We start from the raw sequence: 23814 nt of genomic DNA, 5'->3' as shown, positions 1-23814 counted from the left end.
CTCACGCCGGAACCCCGATCGCCTTGGGCTCCATATACGCACGCAATCCCATGACCCCGCCCTCACGACCAATGCCGCTCTGTTTGAAACCGCCGAACGGAGCGTCGCCGGGGATCGTGCCGTTGATCGAGACCTGGCCCGTCCTGATGCGTCGTGCGATGCCGACGGCGCGTTCGATATCGGCGCCCCACACCGCACCGCCGAGCCCGTACGCCGAGTTGTTCGCCACGGCCACCGCCTCGTCGTCACCGTCATAGCGCAGAACGGTCAGCACCGGCCCGAACACCTCCTCCTGCGCGATGTACGAATCCGGGCTGGTGTCTGTCAGTATCGTCGGCTCGAAATAGAAGCCACCCGAGTGGTTTTCAGGACGGCCGCCGCCCGTCACCACCTTCGCGCCATCGGACTCGGCCCGTCGGACGAAGCCCTCCACGCGCTCGAGGTGCTCCCTGCTGATCAGTGGCCCCATGTCGACCCCGTCGTCGGCGGGATTGCCGACTGTCACGGCACGCGCCAGATCGGCGAGCCGGGTGACGACCTCGTCGTGCAGTGCGGCGGGCACCACGAGCCGGCTGTTGAGGATGCACGCCTGCCCCGCGTGGAGCGTGCACCCTTCGAACAACAGCCGTTCCAGGAGCTCGTCGGTGACCTCGACATCGTCGAGCAGAACGGAGGCCGACTTGCCGCCGCATTCGAGCAGGATCCGTTTCATCGTGCTCGCCGCGCCCGACATCACCTCGCGGCCGACCGCGGAGCTGCCGGTGAAGCTCACCATGTCCACGCGCGGGTCCAGGGTCAGCGCCTTGCTCGCATCGATGCCGGTGGGAGTGACGACGTTGACGACGCCGGGCGGGATGTCGGTCTCGTCGTGGATGATCCGTGCCAGAGCCAAGCCGGCGAGCGGCGTCAGCGGTGACGGTTTCAACACGACGGTGTTGCCCGCGGCCAGCGCCGCACCCACTTTCATCACGTTGAGGGTGTGGGGGAAGTTCCACGGAGTTATGATCGCCACCACGCCGAGAGGTTCGTACCGCAGCAGTGTTGTGCCCGCCGCTCCCCATGCGTCCATCGGCGCCTCGGCCGGCTCGAGCGCGAGTTCCGCGGAGTGCCCCGCCATAAATGCGGGGCCGTCAACGTGGATCAGACGTTCGTCTGCTGTGCAGCCCCACTCGGTTTGGGCGAGCGCGTAGATCTCGTCGCCGTGGGCGAGCAGCGCGTCACTCAATTGCTGCAGGCACCGGGACCGCTCGTGCGGTGTCGCCGTCGCCCACGGCCCGGTGTCGAATGCGGTTCGCGCGGCGGCGATCGCCTGCTCGACCTGCGCCACCCTGGCGTCCGGCGCCGACGCGATGACAGCCTCCGTGGCCGGATCGACGACTGCATATCGGCCGCTTTCCGGTTTCACCCAACTGCCGTTGATGTAGAGGTCATAGTCGTCGACGAGGGTGGATGCGGCCATCAGATCACTGGACCTTCCTGCTTACGGCTGCGGGCCGTCGAGTCGTTACCCGGGGTATCGAAATACCCGACATCTACGCCTTGTGTGTACACCGGCGGGGCCCGCCCAGTCAACGTCCGAGGCGATTGTCCTGCGGTGACGCACATTGACACGGTGATCTCGTGTGCTGTAGACACAGTTCAACCGGACATTTGCGTTTAATATGTCCGATGCCCGATGTGTTGAGGAGAGCCTGCGTGCCCACGGAATCGACGCCCCGACCCACCTCCGCTCACCCTCTGCACTCTCCGGACTTCTACGCCGGCGACCCGTACCCGGCCTACCGGGAATTGCGCGAAACGACTCCGGTGGTGTGGAACGACGTCACGAACTTCTGGGCGCTGACCAAATACGAAGACGTGCGCTTCGTCTCCGGGCATCCGATGTTGTTCTCGTCTACGCGTGGCATCACGATTCCGGATCCCAGCCAGCCCGAGCCCGTCCAAGAGGGCAACCTGATCTTCACCGATCCGCCGCGACACCGGCAGCTGCGCAAGCTCATCAACGCGGGGTTCACCCGGCGCCAAGTGTCGTTGCTGGAGCCCACGATCCGCAGCATCGTCGACGGCATAGTCAACGGCATCGACCCCTCCCGCGAGTACGAGTTCGCCGAAGAGATCGCGGCTCCACTACCCACCCGGATGATCGCCGAAATGCTCGGTGCCAAACCGGAAGACTGGGAGAAGTTCCGAACCTGGTCCGATGCCGCTGTCGGCACCGCCGACCCCGACATCGAGCTGGACCACCTCGTGGCGCTCGGTGAGCTGTACGAATACTTCACCAAACTGATCGAGGCCCGGCGCTCAGGCGAGGTAACCGGACAGGACGATCTGCTGAGCATCCTGGCCGCCGCCGAAGTCGACGGGGAACGCCTTAGCGATGCCGACCTGCTCAACTTCTCATTTCTTCTTCTGGTGGCAGGCAACGAGACCACCCGCAACCTGATTGCGCTCGGTACGGCGGCGCTGCTGAATCATCCCGATCAGTTCGCACTGCTTCGTTCGGATCCGACGCTGCTGACCTGCGCGGTCGAGGAGATGCTTCGCTTCACCAGTCCGGTGACGCACATGGCGCGAAGAGCCACCGCCGACGTGGAGATCCGCGGGCAGAAGATTCAGGCCGGCGACACGGTGGTGATGCTGTACGGTGCGGCCAACCGCGATGAGGAGGTCTTCGGCCCCACGAGCGAGGGGTTCGACATCACCCGGAACCCGAACCCGCACATCGCCTTCGGCGCCGGGGAGCATGCGTGTCTCGGCGCTCAACTGGCAAGGCTCGAAGCCAGGATCATGTTCGAGGTGCTCTTCGGTGCCTATCCGAGCATTGAGCTCACCGGGGACGTGACCCGCCTGCGCGCCACGATGGTGCCGGGCGTCAAACGCATGCCGGTGCGCCTGAAAGCGAGCGTGTGATGGATTTCGACTATACCCCCGAACAGGAACGACTTCGCGCTGAGTTCCGGGAGCGCCTCGAGGCGGTGATGACCCCCGAGCGGCGTGCGGCGGTCTCCGGCCTGATGGAGGGCGGCGCGGCGATGACCGAGTGCAGGCGCGCGCTCGGCGAGGCCGGTCTGCTCGGTGTCGCTTGGCCCGTGGAGTATGGCGGACGCGGGCTGACCGCGCTGGAGCAGTACATCTTCAGCGAAGAGGCGCGCCGCGTACATGCGCCGTTGCCGATGATCACGCTCAACACCGTCGGCCCCACCCTCATTCAATACGGCACCGAGGAACAGAAGCAGAAGTTCCTTCCCGCGATACTCAAGGGCACCGTTGACTTCGCGATCGGCTACTCCGAGCCGGGGGCGGGAAGCGATCTCGCCTCGTTGCGAACGACCGCGGTGCGTGACGGCAATGAGTTCGTCATCAACGGCTCGAAGATGTTCACCAGTGGAGCGGAGTTCGCCGACTACATCTGGCTGGCGGCGCGAACGGATCCAGAAGCCAAGAAACACAAGGGCATCACCGTGTTCATCGTGCCCACCGACTCTCCGGGGTTCTCGTGGAAACCCCTGCACACCATGCCGGGTGTGTCGACCTACTACACGTTCTACGACGATGTGCGGGTACCCGAGAGCGCGATCGTGTTCGGCGAGAATCAGGGCTGGAAGCTGGTGACCAACCAGCTGAACCTGGAGCGCGCTGCGCTCGGCAACCTCGGCGCGCTGGAACCGTTGTTCGCCAAAACGGTGGAATGGGCCAGGACCACGCCACTCGACGACGGACGCGTCATCGACCAGCCGTGGGTTCAACAGGCCCTCGCGCGTGTCGAAGCGCAGGTCGCGGCCTACCGATTGCTGAACCTGCGGGTCAACAGCAACATGAGCTCCGGAGCACTCGGTATGGGAGAAGCCTCTGCGGCAAAGGTTTTCGGAACTGAACTCACTCAGCAGGTGGCCCGAGAGCTTCTCGACGTCGTCGGGCAGGCCGGCACCCGGAAGGGCTCCGACGCGCCTCTGAAGGGTGAACTGGAAAGCGCTTACCGCCTCGCCGTCATCAACACCTTCGGTGGCGGCGCAAACGAACTGCAACGAGACATCATCGCCATGGCGGGTCTCGGAATGCCACGCGCACCCCGCGATATGCGAGCGTCCTGAGAAAGGAATCCTCCAGTGACCGACACAGCGAAAGACGAACTGCGCGAGCGCCTCGACGCGCTCATCGGAAAGCCCACCGACGGTGTCGGCAAGCCGGTACGCGCGCCGGATCCGGTGAACGCCGCGATGATCCGGCACTGGGCGTACGCGCTGGGCGACATGAACCCGGCCTACCTGGACCCCGAGTTCGCGAAGAACTCCCGCTACGGCGACATCGTGTCACCGCCGGTGATGTTGCAGACCTGGACGATGCCACCACCGAAGCTGGCGGGCATCCACGAACGCGGCGGAGTGCCGATCGAGATGAAGGGCGAGAATCCCCTGCAGTTCCTCGCCGACGCCGGCTACACCGGCATCATCGCGACGAACTCCGAATTCGAGATCGAGCGCTATCCGCGAGTCGGCGATGAGATCTCCTCCGAGACGGTCTTCGACTCGATCTCCGATGAGAAGAAGACGGCCATGGGCAACGGGTTCTTCGTCACATGGGTGACCACATACCGCGATCAGAACGGCGAAGTCGTCGGCCGCCAATGGTTTCGCACCCTGCGGTTCAAGACGGGCGGCGAGTGATCGATGGCCAGCAGACTCGCTCCCAGCATCAGTCCGGACACGGAGTTCTTCTGGTCAGGGCTCAAGGAGCAGGAGCTCCGCATCCAGCGCTGTACCGACTGCAAGACCTTCCGCGTTCCGCCGCGACCGATGTGCGGTAGCTGCCAGTCACTCAACTGGGACTACGTCGTGTCCAGCGGACGGGGCACGGTCTACAGCTTCGTGATGCCGAAGTACCCGCCGCTGCCCTTCCTCGAGTATCCCTACGTCGTCGCGCTGATCGAACTCGACGAAGGCGTTCGCATCGTGTCGAACCTGTGTGACATAGAGCCAGATGCGATCGAGATCGGAATGCCCGTCGAGGTCTTCTACGAGACCTTCGAGGCACTGCCCAGCGGGGAAGAGCTGGTCCTGCACCAATTTCGGCCGGCGCGCTGAACTAGAGGAAGCCACACATGGATTTCACCTTCACCGAGGAGCAGGAGACCGTCGCCAAGGTCGCCCGGCAGCTCTTCGAGCACCGCGCCACACCGGAGCATTTGACCGAGCTCGAAGCGGGCGAGGTGCGGCACGACGCTGCACTGTGGGCCGAGTTGGCGTCGGCGGACTTGCTCGGAATCGCGCTGCCCGAATCCGTCGGCGGTACCGGCGGTGGTTTCCTCGAGTTGGGTGTGCTGCTCAGCGAGGTCGGGTACAGCGTCGCGCCGGTCCCGGTGTACGCGACGCTCGTCCTCGGCGCCGATACCATTGCCCGGCACGGTGATTCGGAACTTCAGCGACGCTGGCTGCCGGGGATGGTCGACGGCAGTACCCTGTTGACCGCGGCGCTGGCCGAACCGGGTAGCTCGGATCCGGCCGTACCGCGAACCATCGCACGAACTGACGGGCAGGGCTGGCGGCTCACCGGCGTCAAAGAGTTGGTGCCCGCGGCGCAGATCGCTTCTGCCATCGTCGTATCGGCCACGGCGGACGACGGACCCGGCTTGTTCGTCATCGAGACCGACGGCAGCGGCTTGGATGTGGTTCCTGTTTCCACGACCAACGGCGAGCCGTGCGCCGACATCGAGTTGACCGATGCCATCGGGTCGCGGCTGACTGAAAATGCCGATGCCGACATCGTCCGCGCGTTGTACAGCAGGGCGCTGGTGGGTCTGTGCGCGATGCAGGTCGGGGTCGCCGACCGTGCGCTGAAGCTGGCCGCGTCCTACACCAGCGAGCGTGAGCAGTTCGGTCGCCCGATCGGGTCGTTCCAGGCCGTTCAACAACGTCTGGCCGACGCGTTCATCGACACCGAAGCGATCCGCTGGACCGCGTGGCACGCGGCCTGGCTGATCGCCGAAGGCAGGCCCGCCGAGCGCGAAGCGGCCATCGCCAAGTTCTGGGCCGCCGAGGCAGGCGCACGGGTCGCCGCGTCCGCTCAGCAGGTACACGGCGGCATGGGGATCGACGTCACCTACCCCCTGTCCCGCTATTTCCTGTGGGCCAAGCAGATTGAACTCGCGCTCGGATCGGCGTCACAGCAGCTGGCCCGGCTCGGCAACGCATACGCGGAAGGACCAAACCGATGACCTCTACCCTGAATCGCACCACCACGCTCGCGTGGAACGACGTCACCGTCGGCGACCAGGTGACGCCGCTGGACGTTCCCGTCACCACCACGCTGATCGTCGCCGGCGCCATCGCATCGCGCGACTACATGCCGGTGCACCACGACCGTGACTTCGCCAATTCCCAAGGTTCCAAAGACATCTTCCTCAACATCCTGACGACCAACGGGCTGTGTGTGAAGTTCTTGCATGACTGGGCAGGGCCCGAAGCCATGGTCAAGAAGCTGTCCATCCGGCTCGGCGTGCCCGCCTATCCGAACGATCCGCTGCGGTTCGAGGGCAGCGTCACCGACAAGTCCTCGGCGGACGGCGAGGGGCTTATCGAGGTCACCTTCAAGGGCACCAATAGCCTGGGCGATCACGTCAAGGGCACGGCGGTGCTGAGCCTCCTCGAGGGTGTCTCGTGACAGACGGCATCGGCGGCCGGGCTGCGCTCGTCGGCATCGGCCAGACCGAGTTCTCCAAGGAATCCGGCCGGACCGAAATGCAACTGGCCTGCGAAGCGGTCAAGGCGGCCGTCGAGGATGCCGGCCTGAGCTCCAAGGACATCGACGGCATGGTGACCTTCACCGTCGACGAGAACGAAGAGATCGAGGTCGCCCGCAACGTCGGAATCGAGAACCTCACCTTCTTCACCCGCGTACCGCACGGAGGGGGCGCCGCGGCGGGCACCGTGATGCAGGCCGCGATGGCGGTCGCGACGGGTGCGGCCGAGGTCGTGGTCTGTTACCGGGCTTTCAACGAGCGCTCCGGGTTTCGGTTCGGCGGCGCCGGACGCCAACCTGGCGTCACCCCGCTGTGGATGGCACCGTATGCCCCGTTCGGATTCATGACGCCGGCGGCCTGGGTAGCCCTACACGCGCATCGGTACATGACGACGTATGACGTCACCAACGCCGACTTCGGCAAGATCTCCGTCATCGACCGAAAGCATGCGGCCAAGAACCCCGACGCCTGGTTCTACGAGAAACCGATCACCCTCGGCCAGCACCAGGAGTCGCGCTGGATCATCGAGCCGGTGTTGCGTCTGCTCGACTGCTGTCAGGAGAGCGATGGCGGGGTGGCGATGGTCGTGACAAGTGTCGAGCGGGCACGCGATCTCGCCAAGCCGCCAGCCGTGATCACGGCCGCGGCCCAGGGCGCCGCATACGACGGCGAGGTGATGACGAGTTACTACCGTGACGACATCACCGGCCTCCCTGAGATGGGCGTGGTCGGCGACAAGCTCTGGCGCAACTCCGGATTGAAGCCCGACGACATCTCGACCGCGTTCCTCTACGACCACTTCACCCCGTTCGTGTTCACGCAGCTCGAGGAGCTCGGGTTCTGCGGACGCGGTGAAGCCAAGGACTTCGTGTCCGTCGACGAGCTTTCGCTGGGCGGCAGGATGCCCATCAACACCAACGGCGGCCTGCTGGGCGAGGCTTATATCCACGGGATGAACGGCATCACCGAGGGCGTCCGTCAGGTCCGCGGCACCTCCTACAATCAGGTCGACGATGTCGAACATGTGTTGGTGACCTCGGGCACCGGTGTACCGACCAGCGGCCTCATTCTGGCACCGGACCGCTGAGCGGTTAATGTCGTGCGGTGGCGTCGGACGTGACCCAATCGGTGGAGGTCGACACCCGGGATGTCATCATCTCGGCCGCCTTCTCCTGCTTCCGCACGCGCGGGCTGGCCAAGACGACCATCGTCGACATCGCCCGCACCGCCGACGTGTCGCGCAGCACCTTCTACGAGTACTTCCGGGACAAGGAGACGATCGTCGAAGCGTGCGCCGAGGCGGCGTCGCAACGGTTCTACCGCAATATGGCCAAGGCCATCGACCGGCACGGGGGCAGCACGCTGGAGGGGCGGTTGGTGCGCGCCGCAGTCTTCGTCGCCCAGGCGCGTCGGGTGGTCGAACCCGAGGTGTACTTCGACGCCGCGGAAGTTAGCCTCATGATGACCAAGAACGCCGCCACACTCCTGAAGGAATGCGCCGATTTTCTGACCCCTTATGTGACCGCAGCCAAGCTGACCGGCGAGGTTCGTTCGGACCTTGATGTGCCATCTGCATGTGAGTGGTTCGCCCGAATGTTGTTCTCACTGTTCACGACTCCGTCAGCGGTGATCGACATGCGCAGCGACGATGCCGTGGCCGAATTCGTGCGCGCATACGCCGTGAACGGATTTGTCGACAGCGGTCGACGCCGGCGCTAGCAGGATTTGCTCATGACAAGCCAAACAGATGCGATCTACTGAGAATGCGCATTCTCATAAGTGATATGTTGCCTTCTGGCAGCGCGCACGAGGAGGGTCCGAGTGAAACCAACCGTGGCGACAGCAACGCCGATGCCGACGTCGAAACGGACGGGGCACCCGCCGGACCGGGATCACGCAGCGCCCTACAGGCTCGTCGTCCTCGCGCCGGATACGGCGGACGCGGTATCGGCGGCAGGCGGACTCGTCGTCGACGCCCTACGCGCGGGCTGGCGCGTAGCGATCTACCTCGAGACGCAAGCCCATGCACAGGCACTGCAAATCCTCGGTGCCACAGGCCATGCCCTGCCGCCCACCTTCGATATCGAATCGCATCGCCCGGACGCAGTCGTGTTTGCCGCGGCGATGTACCACCAGCATCGCGGAGTGCGCCGCTTCATCGCTGATGCCACGCGGCGGTACGGTGCCGACGTGGCGGCATGGGGCGGAACCTGGCCTGCCGCACCCGCTTCCGCGGCCGAAATCAAACACCGCCTCAGCTCCGCCGCGTACGCCTTCAAGCACCATGCGCTCAAAGCGGTGGGTACAGACGCACCTTTGTCGAACAACGAAGCGTTCAGCGGTCGACTCGACCGTCTCACCGCAGTCGAACCGGCGCTTTCGGACTGATGGACCGCCTCAGCGCGTCCTGCGCACAGGGACATTCGAGTAACCGCACACGTTTGACATCGCCACCCGCCGGAGACCGTCGCGGTCGACCTCATACTCGGGCAGCAGGTCGAGCAGCGCCTCGAACGCGATGCGGCTTTCCATGCGCGCCAATGCCGCTCCCAGACAGCTGTGTATGCCGTAACCGAAGGCGAGGTTGAAGCCCATCTTGCGTTCGCGGTCGATGTTCACTCGGTCCGGATCGGTGAACATCCGCTCGTCGCGCAGGGCAGATCCCGTCACGAGCAACACGGCTGCATCTTTCGGGATCGTGGTGCCGTAATAGTCGATATCGCGTGTCGCCGTGCGAACCTGGTATTGCGATGGCGCTTCGTATCGCAGTAGTTCCTCGACCGCCGCGGGAATCCTGCTGCGGTCTGTGCGAAGTTTCCGCCACTGATCGGGAAAGTCGGCGAATGCGACCATCGCGTTTCCCACCAGCTTGGTGACCGTTTCCGCGCCGGCGCCGCCGAGCATCGTGGCGAATCCCGTGATGTCGACGTCGGTGAGCTTTTCGACCACTCCGTCGCGCTCGATCTCCGTCTCGATGAGACGGCTGATCATGTCGTCCTGTGGTGTTGCCCGACGCTGCTGTACGAGGTCGTAATAGTAGAGCCCGGTGTTCATCGAGGCTTCGTAGCCCTCTCTGGGAACGGCGATCTCACCGGGACGACGTTCGAGAAGGAGATCCAGCCACCGGCGGATCTGGTCGCGGTCTTCCTTCGGCACGCCGAGCATGGTCGTGATGACCTCGTTCGGAAACAGCGCCGAGAAGTCAGCGACGACGTCGAACTGCTCCGGATCAAGCGCTTCGATGCGTTCGTAAACCTTCGCGCGGACCATGTCTTCCAGCGCGGCGATCGCACGGGGGGTGAAGACGTTGCTGACCAGTCGCCGCATCTTTTGATGCTCCGGTGGATCCATCGAGATGATCACCTTCGGCACCGGGATGGCGTCGTCGTGAGCCTTGACCATGTCGAGAGTGGCGCCCTTGGCCGACGAGAAGGTCTCGTGGTCCTTCGTGGCGGGTGCCACGTCGTCGTACCGCGTCAGCGCCCAGAAGTCCCACTTCTTGCTGTAATAGACCGGCGCCTCGTCGCGCAGGCGGCGGTAGGTGTCGTACGCGCCGTCGAAGAAGTCTTGCGAGAACGGGTCGAATTCGACGGGCCGTCCATCGACCTCGCTCGAGGGCGCATTCACAGGATCGCTCCGGAATCCTTGAGTTCTTCGATGGTGTCCCACTCAATTCCGGCGTCCATGAGGATTTCCTCGGTGTGCTGACCGTGCTCGGGCGCGCCACCGGGAGTAACCGACCGCTCGTTGAACTGAACGGGATTGGTGGGGAGCGCGAACGGCACGCCGTTTACCGTCTGGGTATGGGCCACATATCCGTTGGCTGTGACGGCGGGATCGTCGCAGAGTTCACCTGGGGTCTGCACAATGCCCCACGCGCCCGAGAGCACTGCCAGAGTCTCCCGCCATTGCGCAAGCGTGCGCTCGGCGAACGCCTTGTCGAGCAGGGCGATGAGGCTGACCCGGTTCTCGAACCTTGATGCGGGGTCGGCGAATCGCGGGTCATCGATCAGTTCCGGAAGCCCGATCACGCGCATCGCTTCGGCGTAGAACTTGTCAAGTTGCAGCATCATCAGCTGGACGTAACGGCCGTCCTTGGTGCGGTACGTCCCCACCAGCGGGTTGGGGGCATCCGCGTGTCCGAACTTGGGAATCGCGCTGCCGCCGTGAATTTGGCTCACCGCCACGTCCGGGCTGAGATTCCAGGCTGCAAGCCCGAGTAGGGATACGTCCACCACCGATCCCTCGCCGGTCGTCGCCTTCTTGTAGAGCGCCGCGGCGATACCGCCGGCGATCGTCATTCCGCCGAGGAGATCGCCGAAAGCAGGACGTGAGCGTACGAGCTCATCGGCGTCCTCGGTCAGGACGGTGGCGATGCCACCGCGCGCCCAGTAGGAGACACCGTCGTAACCCGGCTTGTCGGCGTCCGGGCCCTTGGGGCCGTGACCCGATCCCCGCACGTACACGATGCTCGGATTGACTCCCCGGATGTCGTCGACGTCGATGCCGAACTTCCGGCGGCGATCCGGCAGATAGCTGGTCAGAAACACATCGCAGGTCTTCGCCAGTGCGTGCACCACCTCCCGACCACCCGGCGTGCTCAGATCTACACCGATCGATTTCTTGCCGCGATTCGGGATCTCGATCATGTAGTTGACCGCGCCACCACCTTCGTCGACGATCCCCATGGTGACGAGCCCACGCTGTGGATCACCGCCGTCACGCGGCTCGACCTTGATGACTTCGGCACCCCACTCGGCGAGCACCGCACCTGCCGACGGCACGAATGTCCATGCGGCGACCTCGAGCACCCGAACTCCGCTGAGCACGTTATCGACGGAAATGTCGTCCTCCTACAAGCGTTAACGGGCATTTTCAGATTTGAGAATCACACTATCGTGAGGCCTCCATGAGCGCTACGGCCGCCGGGACAGGCGCTCGGGAAGCGTCAGATCACCGCTGTCCCAGAATGCCCGCCAGGTTGGCATGCGGTGTGGCATCTGAGCGCGCAGCGGTACATCGGTGGGCCACCGGATGAATTCCGGCCCGGGCCGCTCGGTCACGTCGACGGAGTACCAGGGATGCTCGCGTCGTTTGACGAAGTACCAGACACCATCGCGACGCTCGTAGACGTCGTCGTAACGCATCGTGATGACATACCACCCGTCGCCGTCCTCATGCTCGGCCCGACAGTAGGTCGACCCCGTTGCATGGTCAGGATCGGCGAAATCGAATGCATGCCCGCAGATCAGGTGGATGCTGCGATAGAACCTGCGAAGCACCTCGTCGTACCACTGCCTGAGCGCCGCTCTACCGGTGCCGTGCGACCCGGCGTGGACGTCGTCCACAAACAACGCCACCAGGGCATCGAGATCTCGCGCATCGAGAGCCATGGCGTAGCGGCTGGGCAATTGGGTGATCTCGATGCTGGACTCGAGTCGATCCACCCGGTCGGACATCGACATGGCCGGAGTCTAATGGCCAGGGACATCGCGCGAGAACCGATATTCTCGTTTCTCCGGTGAGGATGGCTATCCTGTTGAGGCCAGCCCGTTCGAGCGCAGGATTGCTAAGGACTTCACCTCGTGCCCTTTCCGACACTCACGCCAACGATTCCCGCCCTTGTCAGGTCGTCTGCGGCGCGGTTCGGAGACAAGCCGTTTCTCGTCTCGGATGGTCAGACGCTGACCTACTCCGACCTGGACCAGCAGTCCGCGCGGTTGGCGACGGCGCTGCTCGACGAGGGCTTCGGGAAGGGCGACCATGTCGGCATCCTGATGCCCAACAGCGTCGACTGGGCGGTCGCCTGGTTCGCGATCACGCGTATCGGCGCGGTTGCGGTGCCGCTGAACACGTTCTACAAGGCGTCTGAGCTGGCATGGACCGCCCGGCACGCCGATCTGCGCGCGATCCTCGCGCAGTCGAGCTTCCGTGGCCACAGCTTCCTCGACCGCCTCGAGGAGGCGCTACCCGGCCTCGCCGGCCAGGGCAGTCCTGGCAGGCTGGCCGTGTCGAACGCGCCGTTTCTGCGCACGATCGCGGTGTGGGGACGCTGCGACCGGCCGTGGGCGACGACGTTACCGGTCGGCACCGGCGGGAGATACGATGCGGACTTTTTGGCCGAGGTCGAGGCGTGCGTGACGCCGGCCGACGACGCGATGATCATCTACACCTCGGGCAGCACCGGAGACCCGAAAGGCCCTGTGCACACGCACGGCACGTTGGTGCGCCATACGTACAACCTGACCTTCGACTACGGCGTCACAAACACCACGGTGATGTTCACGGCGATGCCGTTCTTCTGGGTTGGTGGTTTGATCACCGGCATCCATGCGGTGATCCACCACGGTGCGACGCTGGTGACCCAACCGGCGTTCGACGCCGCTGACGCGCTGGAGTTGATCGAGCGTCATCGCGCGACCATCACGCTCGGTTGGCCGCAGCAAGGCAAGTCGCTGGCCGAGCACCCGGATTTCGCGCGGCGCGACCTGCGCTCGGTGCAGCGCACCAGCATGCCCGCCATGGTGCCCCCCGAACGCCGGCCCAAGGGACCCAATGCGCTGGGGATGACCGAACTGTGCGGCAACCACATCGGCGTCGACCCTTATCCACCGCAGCCGGCCGATCGCTCGGTGACGGGTGGCTATTCGATCGAGGGGTTGTCGCATGTTCTCGTCGACCCAGAGACGGGAGACCCTGTTCCCCCGGGCAGCGATGGCGAGATCTGGGTGCGTGGCTACTCGCTCATGCAGCGGCTGTACAAGCGGGAGCGGGAGGACGTGTTCACTCCCGACGGCTACTACCGAACGGGCGACTGTGGAGTCCAGTACGACGACGGCTGGATCACGTTCACCGGGCGGTTGGGCGACCTGATCAAAACCAGTGGCGGAACCAACGTCACACCGGGAGAGGTGGAATCGGCCCTATCCGATTGCGACGGCGTTCTCGAGGCATATGTCGTCGGTGCCGAGGACGGCCACAACGGAACGATCGTGGCCGCGGCGGTGGTTCCGCACGGCGACGCGCAGCTGGATGCCGAGGCTCTGCGGGCAGATGTCCGCAGCCGCCTGTCGGCATACAAGGTCCCGAAGTTCATTTGGGTCACCGACAAAGAGGCGCTGCCGTTCACTGCCACGGGCAAGGTCAAGAAGTCGGACCTCGCCAAGCAGCTCAGTGGTCTCTTGTCAGAGAGGTGAGCGTCACAGCGTCACGGCAGCTCTTCGCGAAGATCGTTTCTCATTTCCGGAAACTTACATTCTCGCTCGGGTACATTCGCGACGTGGCATCGGAACCGGGCCACCTCCCCGATCCCCGCTCTGGGATACAGAAGGAGTGCGGCCGTTGACTGACGAACCATTACGGGTCGCCGTTATATCCACCGGCTGGATCAGCAGCCTGTCGATCCGTGCGATCGTCCGACGGCCGCACCTGGACCTGGTCGGGGTGTGGGTACACAGCACCGAGAAGGTCGGACGCGACGCCGGCGAGATCGTCGGGTTGGGCCCGATCGGGGTGATCACCACTGGTGATCTCGACGACATCATCGCCGCCAGGCCCGATTGCGTGGTCTACGGCGCGGCCAGCCCGGAGATGGATGCCGCAGCGGTGCGCGACTACGTCCGTCTGCTCAATGCCGGGCTCAACGTGGTGACCACCAACACCCCGGGAATGATGTTCCCCGACAGATGGATCCCGCAGCTGGCCGATCAGGTCCGGGCCGCCGCGTTGTCCGGAGGAGCCACGATCTACACGTCGGGTATCGAACCCGGTTTCGCCGGCGACCAGCTCGCGGTGCTGCTGAGCACGCTGTCGAACACCATCCGATCCATCCGGGCGCAGGAGATCTTCGACTACTCGGCATACCCCAACCGGGACCTCATGATCGATGCGATGGGCTTCGGCAAACCGCTCGATTTCACGCCGCTCCTCGAACTCGACGGTGCCCAACAGTTCGCTTGGGGACCGCCGATCGGACTGGTAGCCAAGGCTCTCGGCGTCGAGCTCGAGAAGGTCACCGAGTCCTACGAGCGGGTGCTCACCCCGCGAGATCTACATGTCGCGTGTGGAACCATTCCCGCGGGAACCTGCGGCGCGGTGCGGGCCGAGACCACCGGCATCGTCGACGGCCACCCCGTGATCACGATCGAGCACATCAATCGGATGGCGCCCGACCTGGCACCCGAGTGGGCCTCGGCGCCCAACGGCACCTACCGGCTCATCATCGACGGCAAACCCCACATCCGGTGCGACCTGAGCCTCGGCACCGAGGACACACCAGAGTCGGCCAACGCCAATGCGATGGAGGCGACGGCCATGCGGGTCGTCAATGCCATCCCCTACGTCGTCGACGCGGCGCCGGGAATCGCCACGTCGCTGGATCTGCCGATCACGGCTCCCCGCAACGCGCTGGACTTCGGTTAGACCGTGAACATCGGTCCGCGGGGTGCGCCGCGCACCTCATTGCCTCCGTCGATCGCGAAGCTCTGCCCCGTCATCCAGTCGGATTCCGGTCCAGCCAGGTAGCGCACGCCGGGAGCGATGTCATCGGAGACACCCAGCCTGCCCAGCGGTACCCGTTCCAGGAAGCTGCTCGTCAACTCCTCGAGGTGGATGTAGCCCTGAGTGGTGGCCGCTTCTGTCAGACCCGGACGTACCGCGTTGACTCGGATGCCGCGCGGGCCCAGTTCTGAGGCCGCGACACGAATGAACATCTCGAGCGCGGCCTTGCCCGCCGAGTAGTGCCCCAGCCCCTCCATCGGAATCTTGGCGGATGTCGACGAGATGAACACGATTGAGCCGCCGTCCGTCATCAGCGGCGCCGAATAGCGCAACGCCAGAAAGTTCGAACGCAGGTTGCCCATCACGAAATTCGTGAAGGTTTCGAGGTCCTGTTGGACGAGCGGCCCCGTGCCGCCACTGGCCACCGTGCCGATGACGATGTTCAACCGACCGTGGACATCGTGGGCGGACTGTGCCGCCGATCTCACGGTGTCTTCGTCTTCGGGATCCCCCTTGTGCAGCACAATCTCCGCGTCCGGCGCGGCCTCATGGATCCGGTCACGCGTCGCCTCCAGCCGCTTCATGGATCGCCCCAGCAGGTACAACGTCGCTCCGTCGATCGCCAGCAGTCTGGAGGAGGCCTGGGCGATCCCCGCCGATGCACCGAGAACGAACGCCGTCTGACCGTCGAGCACACCCATGATCGGAGAAGCTATCACTTACGCAACGGACGCTCTCCAAAACCGTTAATCCAAATTCTCAGGTGCGGTAGCGTTCGCGTGTGCCAGACATGACCGACAAGGTCGCGCTCATCACCGGGGCGGCCCGCGGACAGGGACGCGCTCATGCCGAAAGGCTCAGCACCGATGGCGCCGACGTCATTCTCGTTGACATCGCCGGCCCGCTACCACCGAGTGTCCCCTACGATTCCGCCACGCCCGAGGATCTGGCCGAGACGGCGGAGAGGGTGAAAACCAGTGGCCGGCGGGCCGTGACGGCGGTCGTCGACACCCGAGACCACGACGGTCTCTGTACCGCTGTCGACAACGCGGTCGCCGGGCTCGGGCGACTCGATGTCATCGTTGCCAACGCGGGAATCTGTGTGCCGGCCGCGTGGGATCACATGTCGCCACGTGACTTTCAGGACACCATCGACATCAACATCGTCGGTACCTGGAACACGGTGATGGCGGGGGCCAAGCACATCATCGCCGCTGGGCGAGGTGGCTCGATCGTCCTCGTCAGCTCGGCGGCCGGCCTCACGGTAGAGCCGTTCATGATCGCCTACACGGCCAGTAAGCACGCGGTCACGGCGCTAGCCCGTTCGTTCGCGGCCGAACTCGGCAAGTACCACATCCGAGTCAACAGCTTGCACCCCGGCTCGGTGGCGACGCCGATGGGAAGCGGTCGGATGATCGAGGCGATGGCCAAGGCGGCGCAGTCGAATCCGGCGCTGCGTCCCGGATTCACAAAGCAACTCCTGCCGGACGCGATCACCACGTCCGAGGACATCGCCAGTGCGGTCGCGTGGTTGGCATCTGACGAGGCGAGATTTGTCACGGCCGCCGCCATTCCGGTGGACGTCGGCGTGACGGGCAGCTAAGCGCTGGACTGCCGGGTGACGACCGCCGGCCCAGACAGGGGGCTGGCGATCACGCCAGGCGGGGCTTCGACCACGCTCGGAATAACGTTCACCGCCGCGAGCGCCGTGGCCGCGACACCGGGATTCACTCGGTCGTCCTCCGACTGCTCGAGGTGCAGTTCGAGGTTCATGTTCGGATTGCCGTTGACGCGGAACACCATTCCACCTTGGCCTTCGCGCGCCGGCTTGGGCCAACGATCGGGCCACGGCGTGCTGCTGACCGTCGCGAAGTATTGAACCGCGACGGCAGGGCGGCCCCTGACGATCCCGGCGAGCTGCCACCGGTGCGCACAGATCGTCCCCTCCGGGATGACACCGAGCGCGGTCGCAAGGTCGGTCGGTGCGAGCAGCGTCTCCCAATCCAGCTCTATCCCATCGAGTTCGAATCCGAGGATGTCGGCGATGTAGGTCACCACCGTGCTCCAGTCCTTGTCGACCTTCCCCGACGCGATTCGAACCGGCACATGGCCGTCGGGCATACCGAATCCCATCGACTCATGTAGGACGTCCCATATCGGGTATGCCTTGTCGAGGTCGACCGCGTATTCGTCCATCCGATACGAGTCGACTCGACCCGCTCCGGTCAGCAGCGCCGTGGGGATGTTCAGGCTGATGAACCCCGGCTCGCTGCCGGTGGCATAGAACGTTGAATTACCCTGAGCGGCCGCCTTTTCCAGGGTTTCCCGCATTGGCGCGGGAGCTGCTCGGGGATAGATCATCGGGATCAGCGAGAACGTGACCACATTGACCCCGGCGCTGAGGTACGTGGCGATGTCGGAAATCGCCTCTTCTTCGCGTCGAACGGCGGTCGCGCAATAAGTCACGCAGTCAGGTTTCAGCGCGAGAACGGCCGAGAGGTCATCGGTCGCACGCACTCCGACCGACGGCGCACCACACAGTTCGCCCGCGTCCATCCCGGCCTTGTCCGGTGTCGACACCTTCACCCCGACGAGATCGAGCGACGGGTCCTCGATGACCGCGCGCAAGGCCTCCCTGCCGGTCAACCCGGTGCCGACGTGGACAACTCGATAGCGACGACCGGAGAAGTCGGTCACGGTTCTTCCTTCCTCACCCCGGGGGGCAACAGTTCTCGTCATCGTGGGACTGACCTGGGACTGACCATGTCAGTGGTAAAACGGTCCGGGCTTGCCGGCTTCCTCGAGATGACCGTATGGGTCGTAAAGGTTTACATCCGGAAAGGGGTTTTGATCGAAGGAGGGCCGCGACAGACCTGCCTCTCGCAGCCCGGACAACACGGCCAGCGGCACAGCGAACGACACCAGGCCCACCGTCATAGATATCAACAACTGCCGAGTCAGGGTCACCTTTGGGCGCCCCCGCCTCGCTGGCAACCAGCGCGCGAGTCGGTTGATCAACACCAGCTCGCCACTCTCGTCCCGCACACACATCACGGCGACCATGGCGAAGATCGGGGCGTCGTACACCGCCATGATCAGTGGAAAGTGGATGTGGCCGATCTGCAGCACCGGTCCGACTGCCTCTGTGTAGTAGAAGATTCCGGCTCTCATCCAGGTGAACTGGATGAACCCGTTGATCGGGATGGCGATGATCGTTGCACCGATGAACACCCGCAGTAGCCTGCGCGGCGCCAACCAGCCGGCGCGACGCATCAGCGGATCCAAGAGGCTGTCGTGTAGCTTCAAGAAGCCCAGACCGTTCAGCAGGTAGTAAGCGGCGTAGCCCCCCAGGAACGCCAGCGCCGGTTCAAGATTCGGTGAGATGTTCACGTACGGCCAGGACAGCGGGAAGTGCAACATACGCGGATCGAATATCGCGAACGTCGCCCAGTTCGCCAATGGATCCAGCGCCCCGGTGATCAGGCCGGCGAAAGCAATGATGACAGCCCAGTGCACCTTCCGTTGCCGCCACGACAACCACGTCAGGACGGTGATCAGTCCGATCGCCAACGGGATCGAGCTGATCGAGACCGCCAGCGGCCAGTTGTCGAAGCCGAGAAACGGCGGATACGGATCGGGGCCGGGATTCGGGTTCGCTTTCTTCGGGTCCCCGTGCAGACCTGTCCGAATGTTCGCGATCGTCACGATGGCGAAGGTGAGGTAGGCGATGAAGAACAGCGACCACCCGATCCTGGCAGGCCACGGGAAGTAATGTGCCTCGGCCGGTTCTCCGTGAGCGGAGTTCGGCGTGCGGTCAACGGTATTGGTCACCTCACACCGCCGCCGGAAGCGTGGCCCACCCTCTGACGCTGGTGGTGTGTGCGCGTTTGGCCACCGCGTAATCGACTTCCCAGTCCGGCCATCGGTTCAAAACCTCTTCGAGCGCGACGCGCGCTTGCATCCGCGCGAGCGCGGCGCCAAGGCAGAAGTGGATTCCGCGGCCGAATGACAAATGAGTGGCCTGCCGGTGGATGTCGAACCGGTCCGCGTCCGGGTACTGCCGCTCGTCCCGATTCGCCGAACCGTTGATCAGCAGCATCACCGACCCTTTGGCGAGGGTCTGGCCATGGTGTTCAACATCACGAGCGACATATCGTGCCTGTACAGGCGACGGTGCCTCGTAGCGCAGCACTTCTTCGATAGCCGCGGGGATGAGACTGAAATCAGCCGCCAGTTCGCGGCGTTGGTCCGGATGATCCGACAGCAGTTGTCCGGCAAAGCCGATCAGCCGCGTTGTCGTTTCGTTTCCCGCCCCGACGAGGGTGCCGGTATAGGTCAACACCTCTTCGCGGGTCAATCGCCTGCGGTTACCGTCACGTTCCTCGATCTCGGCGTTGACCAGTTCGGTCATCAGGTCGTCAGATGGGTGGTCGTAACGCCAATCGATGAACTCCTCCAGCATCGAACCTTGTCGCGTCAGCATGTCGTCGGCCACATCGGCGAGTTCGCCGTCTTTGAGTTCGAGAAGCCGGTCGGTGTTCTGACGGATGGCGATCTGCTTGTCCTCCGGTATACCCAAGAGGTATCCGATGGTCCGCATCGGCATCCACGCTCCGAGGTCGGCGATGAAGTCGAATGTCTCGGCGTTCTCGAGTGGTTCCAATGCGCGCCGGCAGAACTCTCGCGCCAGCGGTTCGATGGCAGCCATGCGCCGTGGCGTGAACACACCCGACAACAGGCGACGGTGGAAGTCGTGGATCGGGGGGTCCTCGAACAGGATGATGCCCGGCGGTACCTCGACCCCGTTGAGAATGATGTCGATGGTGGTGCCCTTGCCCGAGCGGTAATCCTCCCAGTTGGTCAGCTCGCGGGCGACGTCGGAATACCTGCTCAGCGCGTAGAAGCCGTACTTGTCGTTCCGGTAGAGCGGTGCTTCGTCGCGCAGCCTCTTCCACACGGGGTAAGGGTCGTCGTCGATGTCGAAGTCGAACGGGTCGTAGTACGGCTCAACCTTCACCCTGTAGGTCACACCACGAGAATAGGCGTTATCGAAAGCCGTCATGGCGGATTTCTCGCGCCCCGCCCTCCAGATGCGTACCCATGCTCACCAATGTCACGGCCGTCTTCCGCGACCAACTCGCATGTGAGAATATGAATTCTCGCATCGCAGAAAGGTCGGGTGCACCTACGTAAAACGGAATCGAAGGAGGCGGGAATGGGTCCAGCCGCCGTTCGCAGCTTCATCTTCGCCGTCGAGTTCCGCATCGCCGAATCCGAGCGCGTGGGACCGGTACTCGCGCAGCACGAGGAAAGCCTTCGCGATCTCGGTGCCCGATACGCGTTCGTGTACGAGTCGGTGGTCGATCCTGGGAAGGTCCTGGTCGTCATCGGTATCCGAACCGAACGGCCGCTGCTCGACCTCCTCCGTTCGCCGTATTTCTTCGAATGGTTCGACGCGGTCGGCATCGAAGATCTTCCCGCCGTCTTCGCAGGCGAAGTCGTCGAGCGCTTCGACCTCGGCGAACCACCCGCGCCGGGTACCGAGGTGGTGGTTGCCGCCGTCACCCGGATCCAGGACGTCGAGGTCTTCATGGCTCGCGTGCGCGAATCACTCGCCGACTTCGCCCGCTCAGGAATTCGCCGGACACTCGTGTACCGCGCCTTCGACACCCCACGCGAAGTGCTCTTTCTCCATCAGCTTGCGACGGCCCGTACCGCGTTGCAGTGGGTCGCGAATTCCGACATCGCCTCGGAATGGCTGACATCCGCCGGCGTCGGCGCGTATCCGCCCGTCTTCGTCGGGCGGTTCGTCCACGCGATGCGACTGGCCGAGACGGCCGGGACGGATCTGCACTGATGTATGTCTGCCTGTGTCTCGGCATAACGATCGAGGCGGTCTCCGATGCCGTCGCCTCAGGCGCCAAGACGTCGCGGCAGGTATCCGACGCGTGCGGTGCCGGATCGGACTGCGGCAGGTGTCGACGAACGATCCGCTCGATCATCAAATCCGCGGAAGCGGAATCGGAATCCGGTAGGAGAAGCACGGCATGAGCGATCGACATTCCAACATCGAGGGCGCGCGGATGCTCGTGATCGGCGCATCCTCGGGTATCGGCCACGCACTCGCGCGCGCGGCTCACACCAGGGGCGCCCGTGTCGCGCTCGCGGCCAGACGGGTCGAGCTCCTGTCCGAACTGGCCGAAGAGCTCGACGGTTCCGCCCACGAGCTCGACGTCTCCGATCCACGCGCCATCGAGCGGGTCATCGACGAGGTGGCCACGACGTTCGGCCACCTCGACGCGGTGGTATTCACCAGCGCCGTAGTGCCATTCGCGTTGATCGAGGAGACCGACGTCACGACGTGGTTACACGCCTACGCCGTCAACGCGGTAGGCGCATCGCATGCGCTGCGTGCGGCGCTCCCCCACCTCGCCGACGACGCGGTTGTACTCGTCGCGTCGAGCCACGACGTCGGCAGGCCACGCGCCGGCGTCGCGGCCTACCACGCCAGCAAGGCCGCCCTGGACGAAATCCTGCGCTCATGGCGGGCCGAGCATCCGGAACTGGCCGTCATCCGTGTCAGCGTCGGCCCGACGGACGGCACCGAGATCCTCCGCGGGGCAGACCGCGACCTACTGGCCGACCTCTACCGGGCCTGGGCACAGGAGGGTCAAATCCCGGCGAAGATGTCCGCCGTCAACGACGTGGCCAACGCCATGCTGTCGTTGATCGCCATGTCCCGCGCCAACCCCACGGTCGTGAGCGACATAGTGCATCTGGCCCCCCGCCTGAGCACAGGCCGATAGAAGGGATCCGTCAATGGATTTGGGCTTCGAAGGGGCGACCGCGGTCGTCACCGGCGGCAGCAAGGGGATGGGACTGGCGATCGCCGAAACGCTCGGCGCCGAAGGCGCGTCGGTGGCGATCATGGCGCGCGGACGTCAAGGCTTGGACGCGGCGACCGAACGGATTCGCGATGCCGGGGCGCCCGAGGTGCTCGCATTGAGCGTCGACATGGCCGACGCCACATCGATCGCGGCGGGATTCGCCACCGTCAACAACACCTGGCGTCGGCTCAACGTGCTCGTGCACACGGTGGGACCGGACGCGGGCGCCTTCGAAGAACTCGATGACGACGACTGGCACGCCGCTTTCGATATGGGCACGATGGCCGCGGTCCGGTCGGTGCGTGCGGCACTCCCGATGCTGCGCGCCGCCGAATGGGCCCGCATCGTCACGCTGTCTGCGCATTCGATCCAACGTCAGAGTCCCCGACTCGTCGCCTACACCGCAGCGAAGGCCGCCTTGTCGAGCTTCACGAAGAATCTCTCGAAAAGCCTTGGACCCAAGGGCATTCTCGTCAACTGCGTATGCCCGGGAACCATCGTGACCGCCAGTTTCACCGAGATCCTTCGAGATGTGCTGGCCGACGACGGACTGGACTCCGCCGATCCGCACGATGTGATGACGTGGGTGGAGCGGACCTACGGGCACCCCTGTGATCTCGGCCGGGCTGGGCTACCGGAGGAAATCGCCTCGGCAGCAACTTATCTGGCATCGCGCCGCAACGGCTATGTCACTGGTGCCACGGTCAATGTCGACGGCGGCTCGGACTTCATCTGAACATGCGAGCGCCTTTGTAGGACGATCAGCTGTTCTTCGACATCTCTGCGGCGGCCGTGTCGGCCCACTGCGCCTGGTGCCGGCCCATCGTCATGGCGCCATTCCAACCGCCGTCGGTCCACAGCACCTCACCGCCGACATAACTGAACCGCGGGCTGCCGAGACAGACCAGCGGCCAGGCTTGTTCCTCGGCAGTCGAATACCGTCCGATCGGTCCGACCGCCTGATCGACGGTCTCCTTGCCCATCAGATCCTGGAAGGCCGGCATCATCGCCGTCTCGGTGGGGCCCGGGTTGATGCAGTTGATACGGATACCGCGGCGGCCGAGTTCGGGATACCACCAGCCCACCCACGCATCGATGATGTATTTCGAGTAGGCGTAGCCGCTCCACGACCACAACTTCTCGTTGGCGGTCAGCCATTCGATGGCGGCCTCGAACCCCCTGGTCTCGAGCAGCCCGGTGATGACCTTGATGTGGTCCTGCCAGCCGATCGCGGCCGACGACGAAATCACGCTGATGGCCGACCCCTCGGGCATCTTCGGCACGAGCTGCTCGGCGAGGTGACGCGCCCCGACGAAGTTGACCAGAATCGTGTCCCATTCGCTGAAAGGCGGACCGGGCAGCCCGGCACAGCTGAAGAGCCCGTCGACGGGGCCGTCGATGGAAGCCGCGACCTCTTCGATGCTCCTTGCGTCGCGTAGATCGATCTGTAGCGCGCGGGCGACGGGAACGGTGGTCGGCTTGATGTCCAGGGCGGTGACCGTCGCACCGAGATCGACGAGGATTTGCGCGGTCGCCTGGCCCATGCCCGACGCCGCACCTGTTACGACCACCGACTTGCCCCGGTACCTCAGCACATCGTCCATGGCACGCTCCCGTCGAGAATTTCATTTACCGATTGTGAGAACCTACGTTATCACCGGTGTACTGTCGCACCGTGACGGTTTCGAAGGG

The 23814-nt window shown here is 64.4% G+C and carries 25 protein-coding genes; 16 read left to right on the top strand and 9 right to left on the bottom strand.

Annotation, left to right across the window (positions count from 1 at the left end):
* Position 1: 1 nt before the first annotated feature.
* Positions 2–1459 carry an aldehyde dehydrogenase family protein gene (locus tag CEX87_RS11485; RefSeq protein ID WP_094287187.1) on the bottom strand — a complete coding sequence of 486 codons (1458 nt, stop codon included), beginning with the start codon at positions 1457–1459 and terminating at the stop codon, positions 2–4.
* 278 nt (positions 1460–1737) lie between these two features.
* On the opposite strand from CEX87_RS11485, the gene CEX87_RS11480 reads away from it, so the two are divergent.
* From CEX87_RS11480 to CEX87_RS11440, 9 genes are all read left to right on the top strand, one after another.
* Entirely contained in the window at positions 1738–2910 is a 1173-nt protein-coding gene (locus tag CEX87_RS11480) for a cytochrome P450 (RefSeq protein ID WP_064417581.1), read from the top strand.
* Entirely contained in the window at positions 2910–4091 is a 1182-nt protein-coding gene (locus CEX87_RS11475; RefSeq protein WP_094287185.1) for an acyl-CoA dehydrogenase family protein, read from the top strand. Before CEX87_RS11480 ends, CEX87_RS11475 begins: the two co-directional genes overlap by 1 nt.
* 15 nt (positions 4092–4106) lie before the next feature.
* Positions 4107–4664: an FAS1-like dehydratase domain-containing protein gene (locus CEX87_RS11470; RefSeq protein ID WP_094287183.1), complete on the top strand. Its 558-nt coding sequence runs from the start codon at positions 4107–4109 to the stop codon at positions 4662–4664.
* A 3-nt stretch (positions 4665–4667) separates the two neighbouring features.
* Positions 4668–5081, top strand: coding sequence for a Zn-ribbon domain-containing OB-fold protein (locus tag CEX87_RS11465; protein ID WP_064399912.1), 414 nt, complete (start codon positions 4668–4670; stop codon positions 5079–5081).
* A gap of 17 nt (positions 5082–5098) precedes the next feature.
* Positions 5099–6211, top strand: a complete 1113-nt coding sequence (locus CEX87_RS11460) for an acyl-CoA dehydrogenase family protein (RefSeq protein ID WP_094287181.1) — start codon at positions 5099–5101, stop codon at positions 6209–6211.
* Entirely contained in the window at positions 6208–6657 is a 450-nt protein-coding gene (locus CEX87_RS11455; RefSeq protein ID WP_094287179.1) for a MaoC family dehydratase, read from the top strand. Before CEX87_RS11460 ends, CEX87_RS11455 begins: the two co-directional genes overlap by 4 nt.
* A complete protein-coding gene (locus CEX87_RS11450; protein WP_094287177.1) occupies positions 6654–7823 on the top strand; it encodes a lipid-transfer protein in 1170 nt (389 codons plus the stop codon). The genes CEX87_RS11455 and CEX87_RS11450 overlap by 4 nt, the downstream gene beginning before the upstream one ends.
* A gap of 29 nt (positions 7824–7852) precedes the next feature.
* Positions 7853–8455: a TetR/AcrR family transcriptional regulator gene (locus CEX87_RS11445; protein ID WP_094287279.1), complete on the top strand. Its 603-nt coding sequence runs from the start codon at positions 7853–7855 to the stop codon at positions 8453–8455.
* Between the two features lie 102 nt (positions 8456–8557).
* On the top strand, positions 8558–9124 hold the full coding sequence (locus CEX87_RS11440; RefSeq protein WP_142301087.1) for a hypothetical protein: 567 nt from the start codon (positions 8558–8560) through the stop codon (positions 9122–9124).
* Positions 9125–9133: 9 nt separating this feature from the next.
* On the opposite strand, the gene CEX87_RS11435 is transcribed toward CEX87_RS11440, so the two are convergent.
* The 3 genes from CEX87_RS11435 to CEX87_RS11425 all read right to left on the bottom strand — a co-directional run bounded on the left by CEX87_RS11435 (position 9134) and on the right by CEX87_RS11425 (position 12183).
* Positions 9134–10363, bottom strand: a complete 1230-nt coding sequence (locus CEX87_RS11435; RefSeq protein WP_094287173.1) for a cytochrome P450 — start codon at positions 10361–10363, stop codon at positions 9134–9136.
* A complete protein-coding gene (locus CEX87_RS11430) occupies positions 10360–11580 on the bottom strand; it encodes a CaiB/BaiF CoA transferase family protein (protein ID WP_094287171.1) in 1221 nt (406 codons plus the stop codon). Before CEX87_RS11430 ends, CEX87_RS11435 begins: the two co-directional genes overlap by 4 nt.
* 72 nt (positions 11581–11652) lie before the next feature.
* The gene (locus CEX87_RS11425) at positions 11653–12183 is read right to left on the bottom strand and encodes a nuclear transport factor 2 family protein (RefSeq protein ID WP_094287277.1); all 531 of its coding nucleotides are present in this window, start codon (positions 12181–12183) and stop codon (positions 11653–11655) included.
* A gap of 138 nt (positions 12184–12321) precedes the next feature.
* Between CEX87_RS11425 and CEX87_RS11420 the strand changes: the two genes are divergently transcribed.
* A complete protein-coding gene (locus CEX87_RS11420) occupies positions 12322–13932 on the top strand; it encodes a class I adenylate-forming enzyme family protein (RefSeq protein ID WP_094287169.1) in 1611 nt (536 codons plus the stop codon).
* Between the two features lie 145 nt (positions 13933–14077).
* Positions 14078–15157, top strand: coding sequence for an NAD(P)H-dependent amine dehydrogenase family protein (locus tag CEX87_RS11415; protein ID WP_416171904.1), 1080 nt, complete (start codon positions 14078–14080; stop codon positions 15155–15157).
* Here the strand turns inward: CEX87_RS11415 and CEX87_RS11410 are convergent.
* On the bottom strand, positions 15154–15936 hold the full coding sequence (locus tag CEX87_RS11410) for an SDR family NAD(P)-dependent oxidoreductase (protein ID WP_094287167.1): 783 nt from the start codon (positions 15934–15936) through the stop codon (positions 15154–15156). The genes CEX87_RS11415 and CEX87_RS11410 overlap by 4 nt on opposite strands.
* Before the next feature lie 89 nt (positions 15937–16025).
* On the opposite strand from CEX87_RS11410, the gene CEX87_RS11405 reads away from it, so the two are divergent.
* On the top strand, positions 16026–16838 hold the full coding sequence (locus CEX87_RS11405; RefSeq protein WP_094287165.1) for a mycofactocin-coupled SDR family oxidoreductase: 813 nt from the start codon (positions 16026–16028) through the stop codon (positions 16836–16838).
* On the opposite strand, the gene CEX87_RS11400 is transcribed toward CEX87_RS11405, so the two are convergent.
* The 3 genes from CEX87_RS11400 to CEX87_RS11390 form a co-directional block, all read right to left on the bottom strand.
* Entirely contained in the window at positions 16835–17752 is a 918-nt protein-coding gene (locus CEX87_RS11400) for a dihydrodipicolinate reductase (protein ID WP_094287273.1), read from the bottom strand. The genes CEX87_RS11405 and CEX87_RS11400 overlap by 4 nt on opposite strands.
* Positions 17753–18001: 249 nt before the next feature.
* Positions 18002–19066: a spirocyclase AveC family protein gene (locus CEX87_RS11395; protein WP_198957206.1), complete on the bottom strand. Its 1065-nt coding sequence runs from the start codon at positions 19064–19066 to the stop codon at positions 18002–18004.
* A 1-nt stretch (position 19067) separates the two neighbouring features.
* Complete coding sequence (locus CEX87_RS11390) at positions 19068–20297, bottom strand: cytochrome P450 (RefSeq protein ID WP_094287163.1); 1230 nt, start codon at positions 20295–20297, stop codon at positions 19068–19070.
* Positions 20298–20450: 153 nt separating this feature from the next.
* Here CEX87_RS11390 and CEX87_RS11385 point away from each other — a divergent pair, with 153 nt between their 5' ends.
* The 4 genes from CEX87_RS11385 to CEX87_RS11370 are packed head-to-tail and all read left to right on the top strand — an operon-like array spanning position 20451 to position 22858.
* Positions 20451–21092: a hypothetical protein gene (locus CEX87_RS11385; protein ID WP_094287161.1), complete on the top strand. Its 642-nt coding sequence runs from the start codon at positions 20451–20453 to the stop codon at positions 21090–21092.
* Positions 21092–21286, top strand: coding sequence for a (2Fe-2S)-binding protein (locus CEX87_RS11380; RefSeq protein ID WP_082693544.1), 195 nt, complete (start codon positions 21092–21094; stop codon positions 21284–21286). Before CEX87_RS11385 ends, CEX87_RS11380 begins: the two co-directional genes overlap by 1 nt.
* Positions 21283–22041, top strand: a complete 759-nt coding sequence (locus tag CEX87_RS11375; protein WP_094287159.1) for an SDR family oxidoreductase — start codon at positions 21283–21285, stop codon at positions 22039–22041. Before CEX87_RS11380 ends, CEX87_RS11375 begins: the two co-directional genes overlap by 4 nt.
* A gap of 13 nt (positions 22042–22054) precedes the next feature.
* Positions 22055–22858: an SDR family NAD(P)-dependent oxidoreductase gene (locus CEX87_RS11370; protein WP_064417487.1), complete on the top strand. Its 804-nt coding sequence runs from the start codon at positions 22055–22057 to the stop codon at positions 22856–22858.
* A 25-nt stretch (positions 22859–22883) separates the two neighbouring features.
* Here the strand turns inward: CEX87_RS11370 and CEX87_RS11365 are convergent, their stop codons facing one another.
* Positions 22884–23726 carry an SDR family oxidoreductase gene (locus CEX87_RS11365; RefSeq protein ID WP_064417486.1) on the bottom strand — a complete coding sequence of 281 codons (843 nt, stop codon included), beginning with the start codon at positions 23724–23726 and terminating at the stop codon, positions 22884–22886.
* Between the last annotated feature and the right edge of the window lie 88 nt (positions 23727–23814).

This window comes from Mycobacterium lehmannii, from assembly GCF_002245535.1.
Classification (GTDB): domain Bacteria; phylum Actinomycetota; class Actinomycetes; order Mycobacteriales; family Mycobacteriaceae; genus Mycobacterium; species Mycobacterium lehmannii.
Note: the sequence above shows the minus strand (reverse complement) of the source record. Positions and strands in the feature narration are given on the sequence as shown.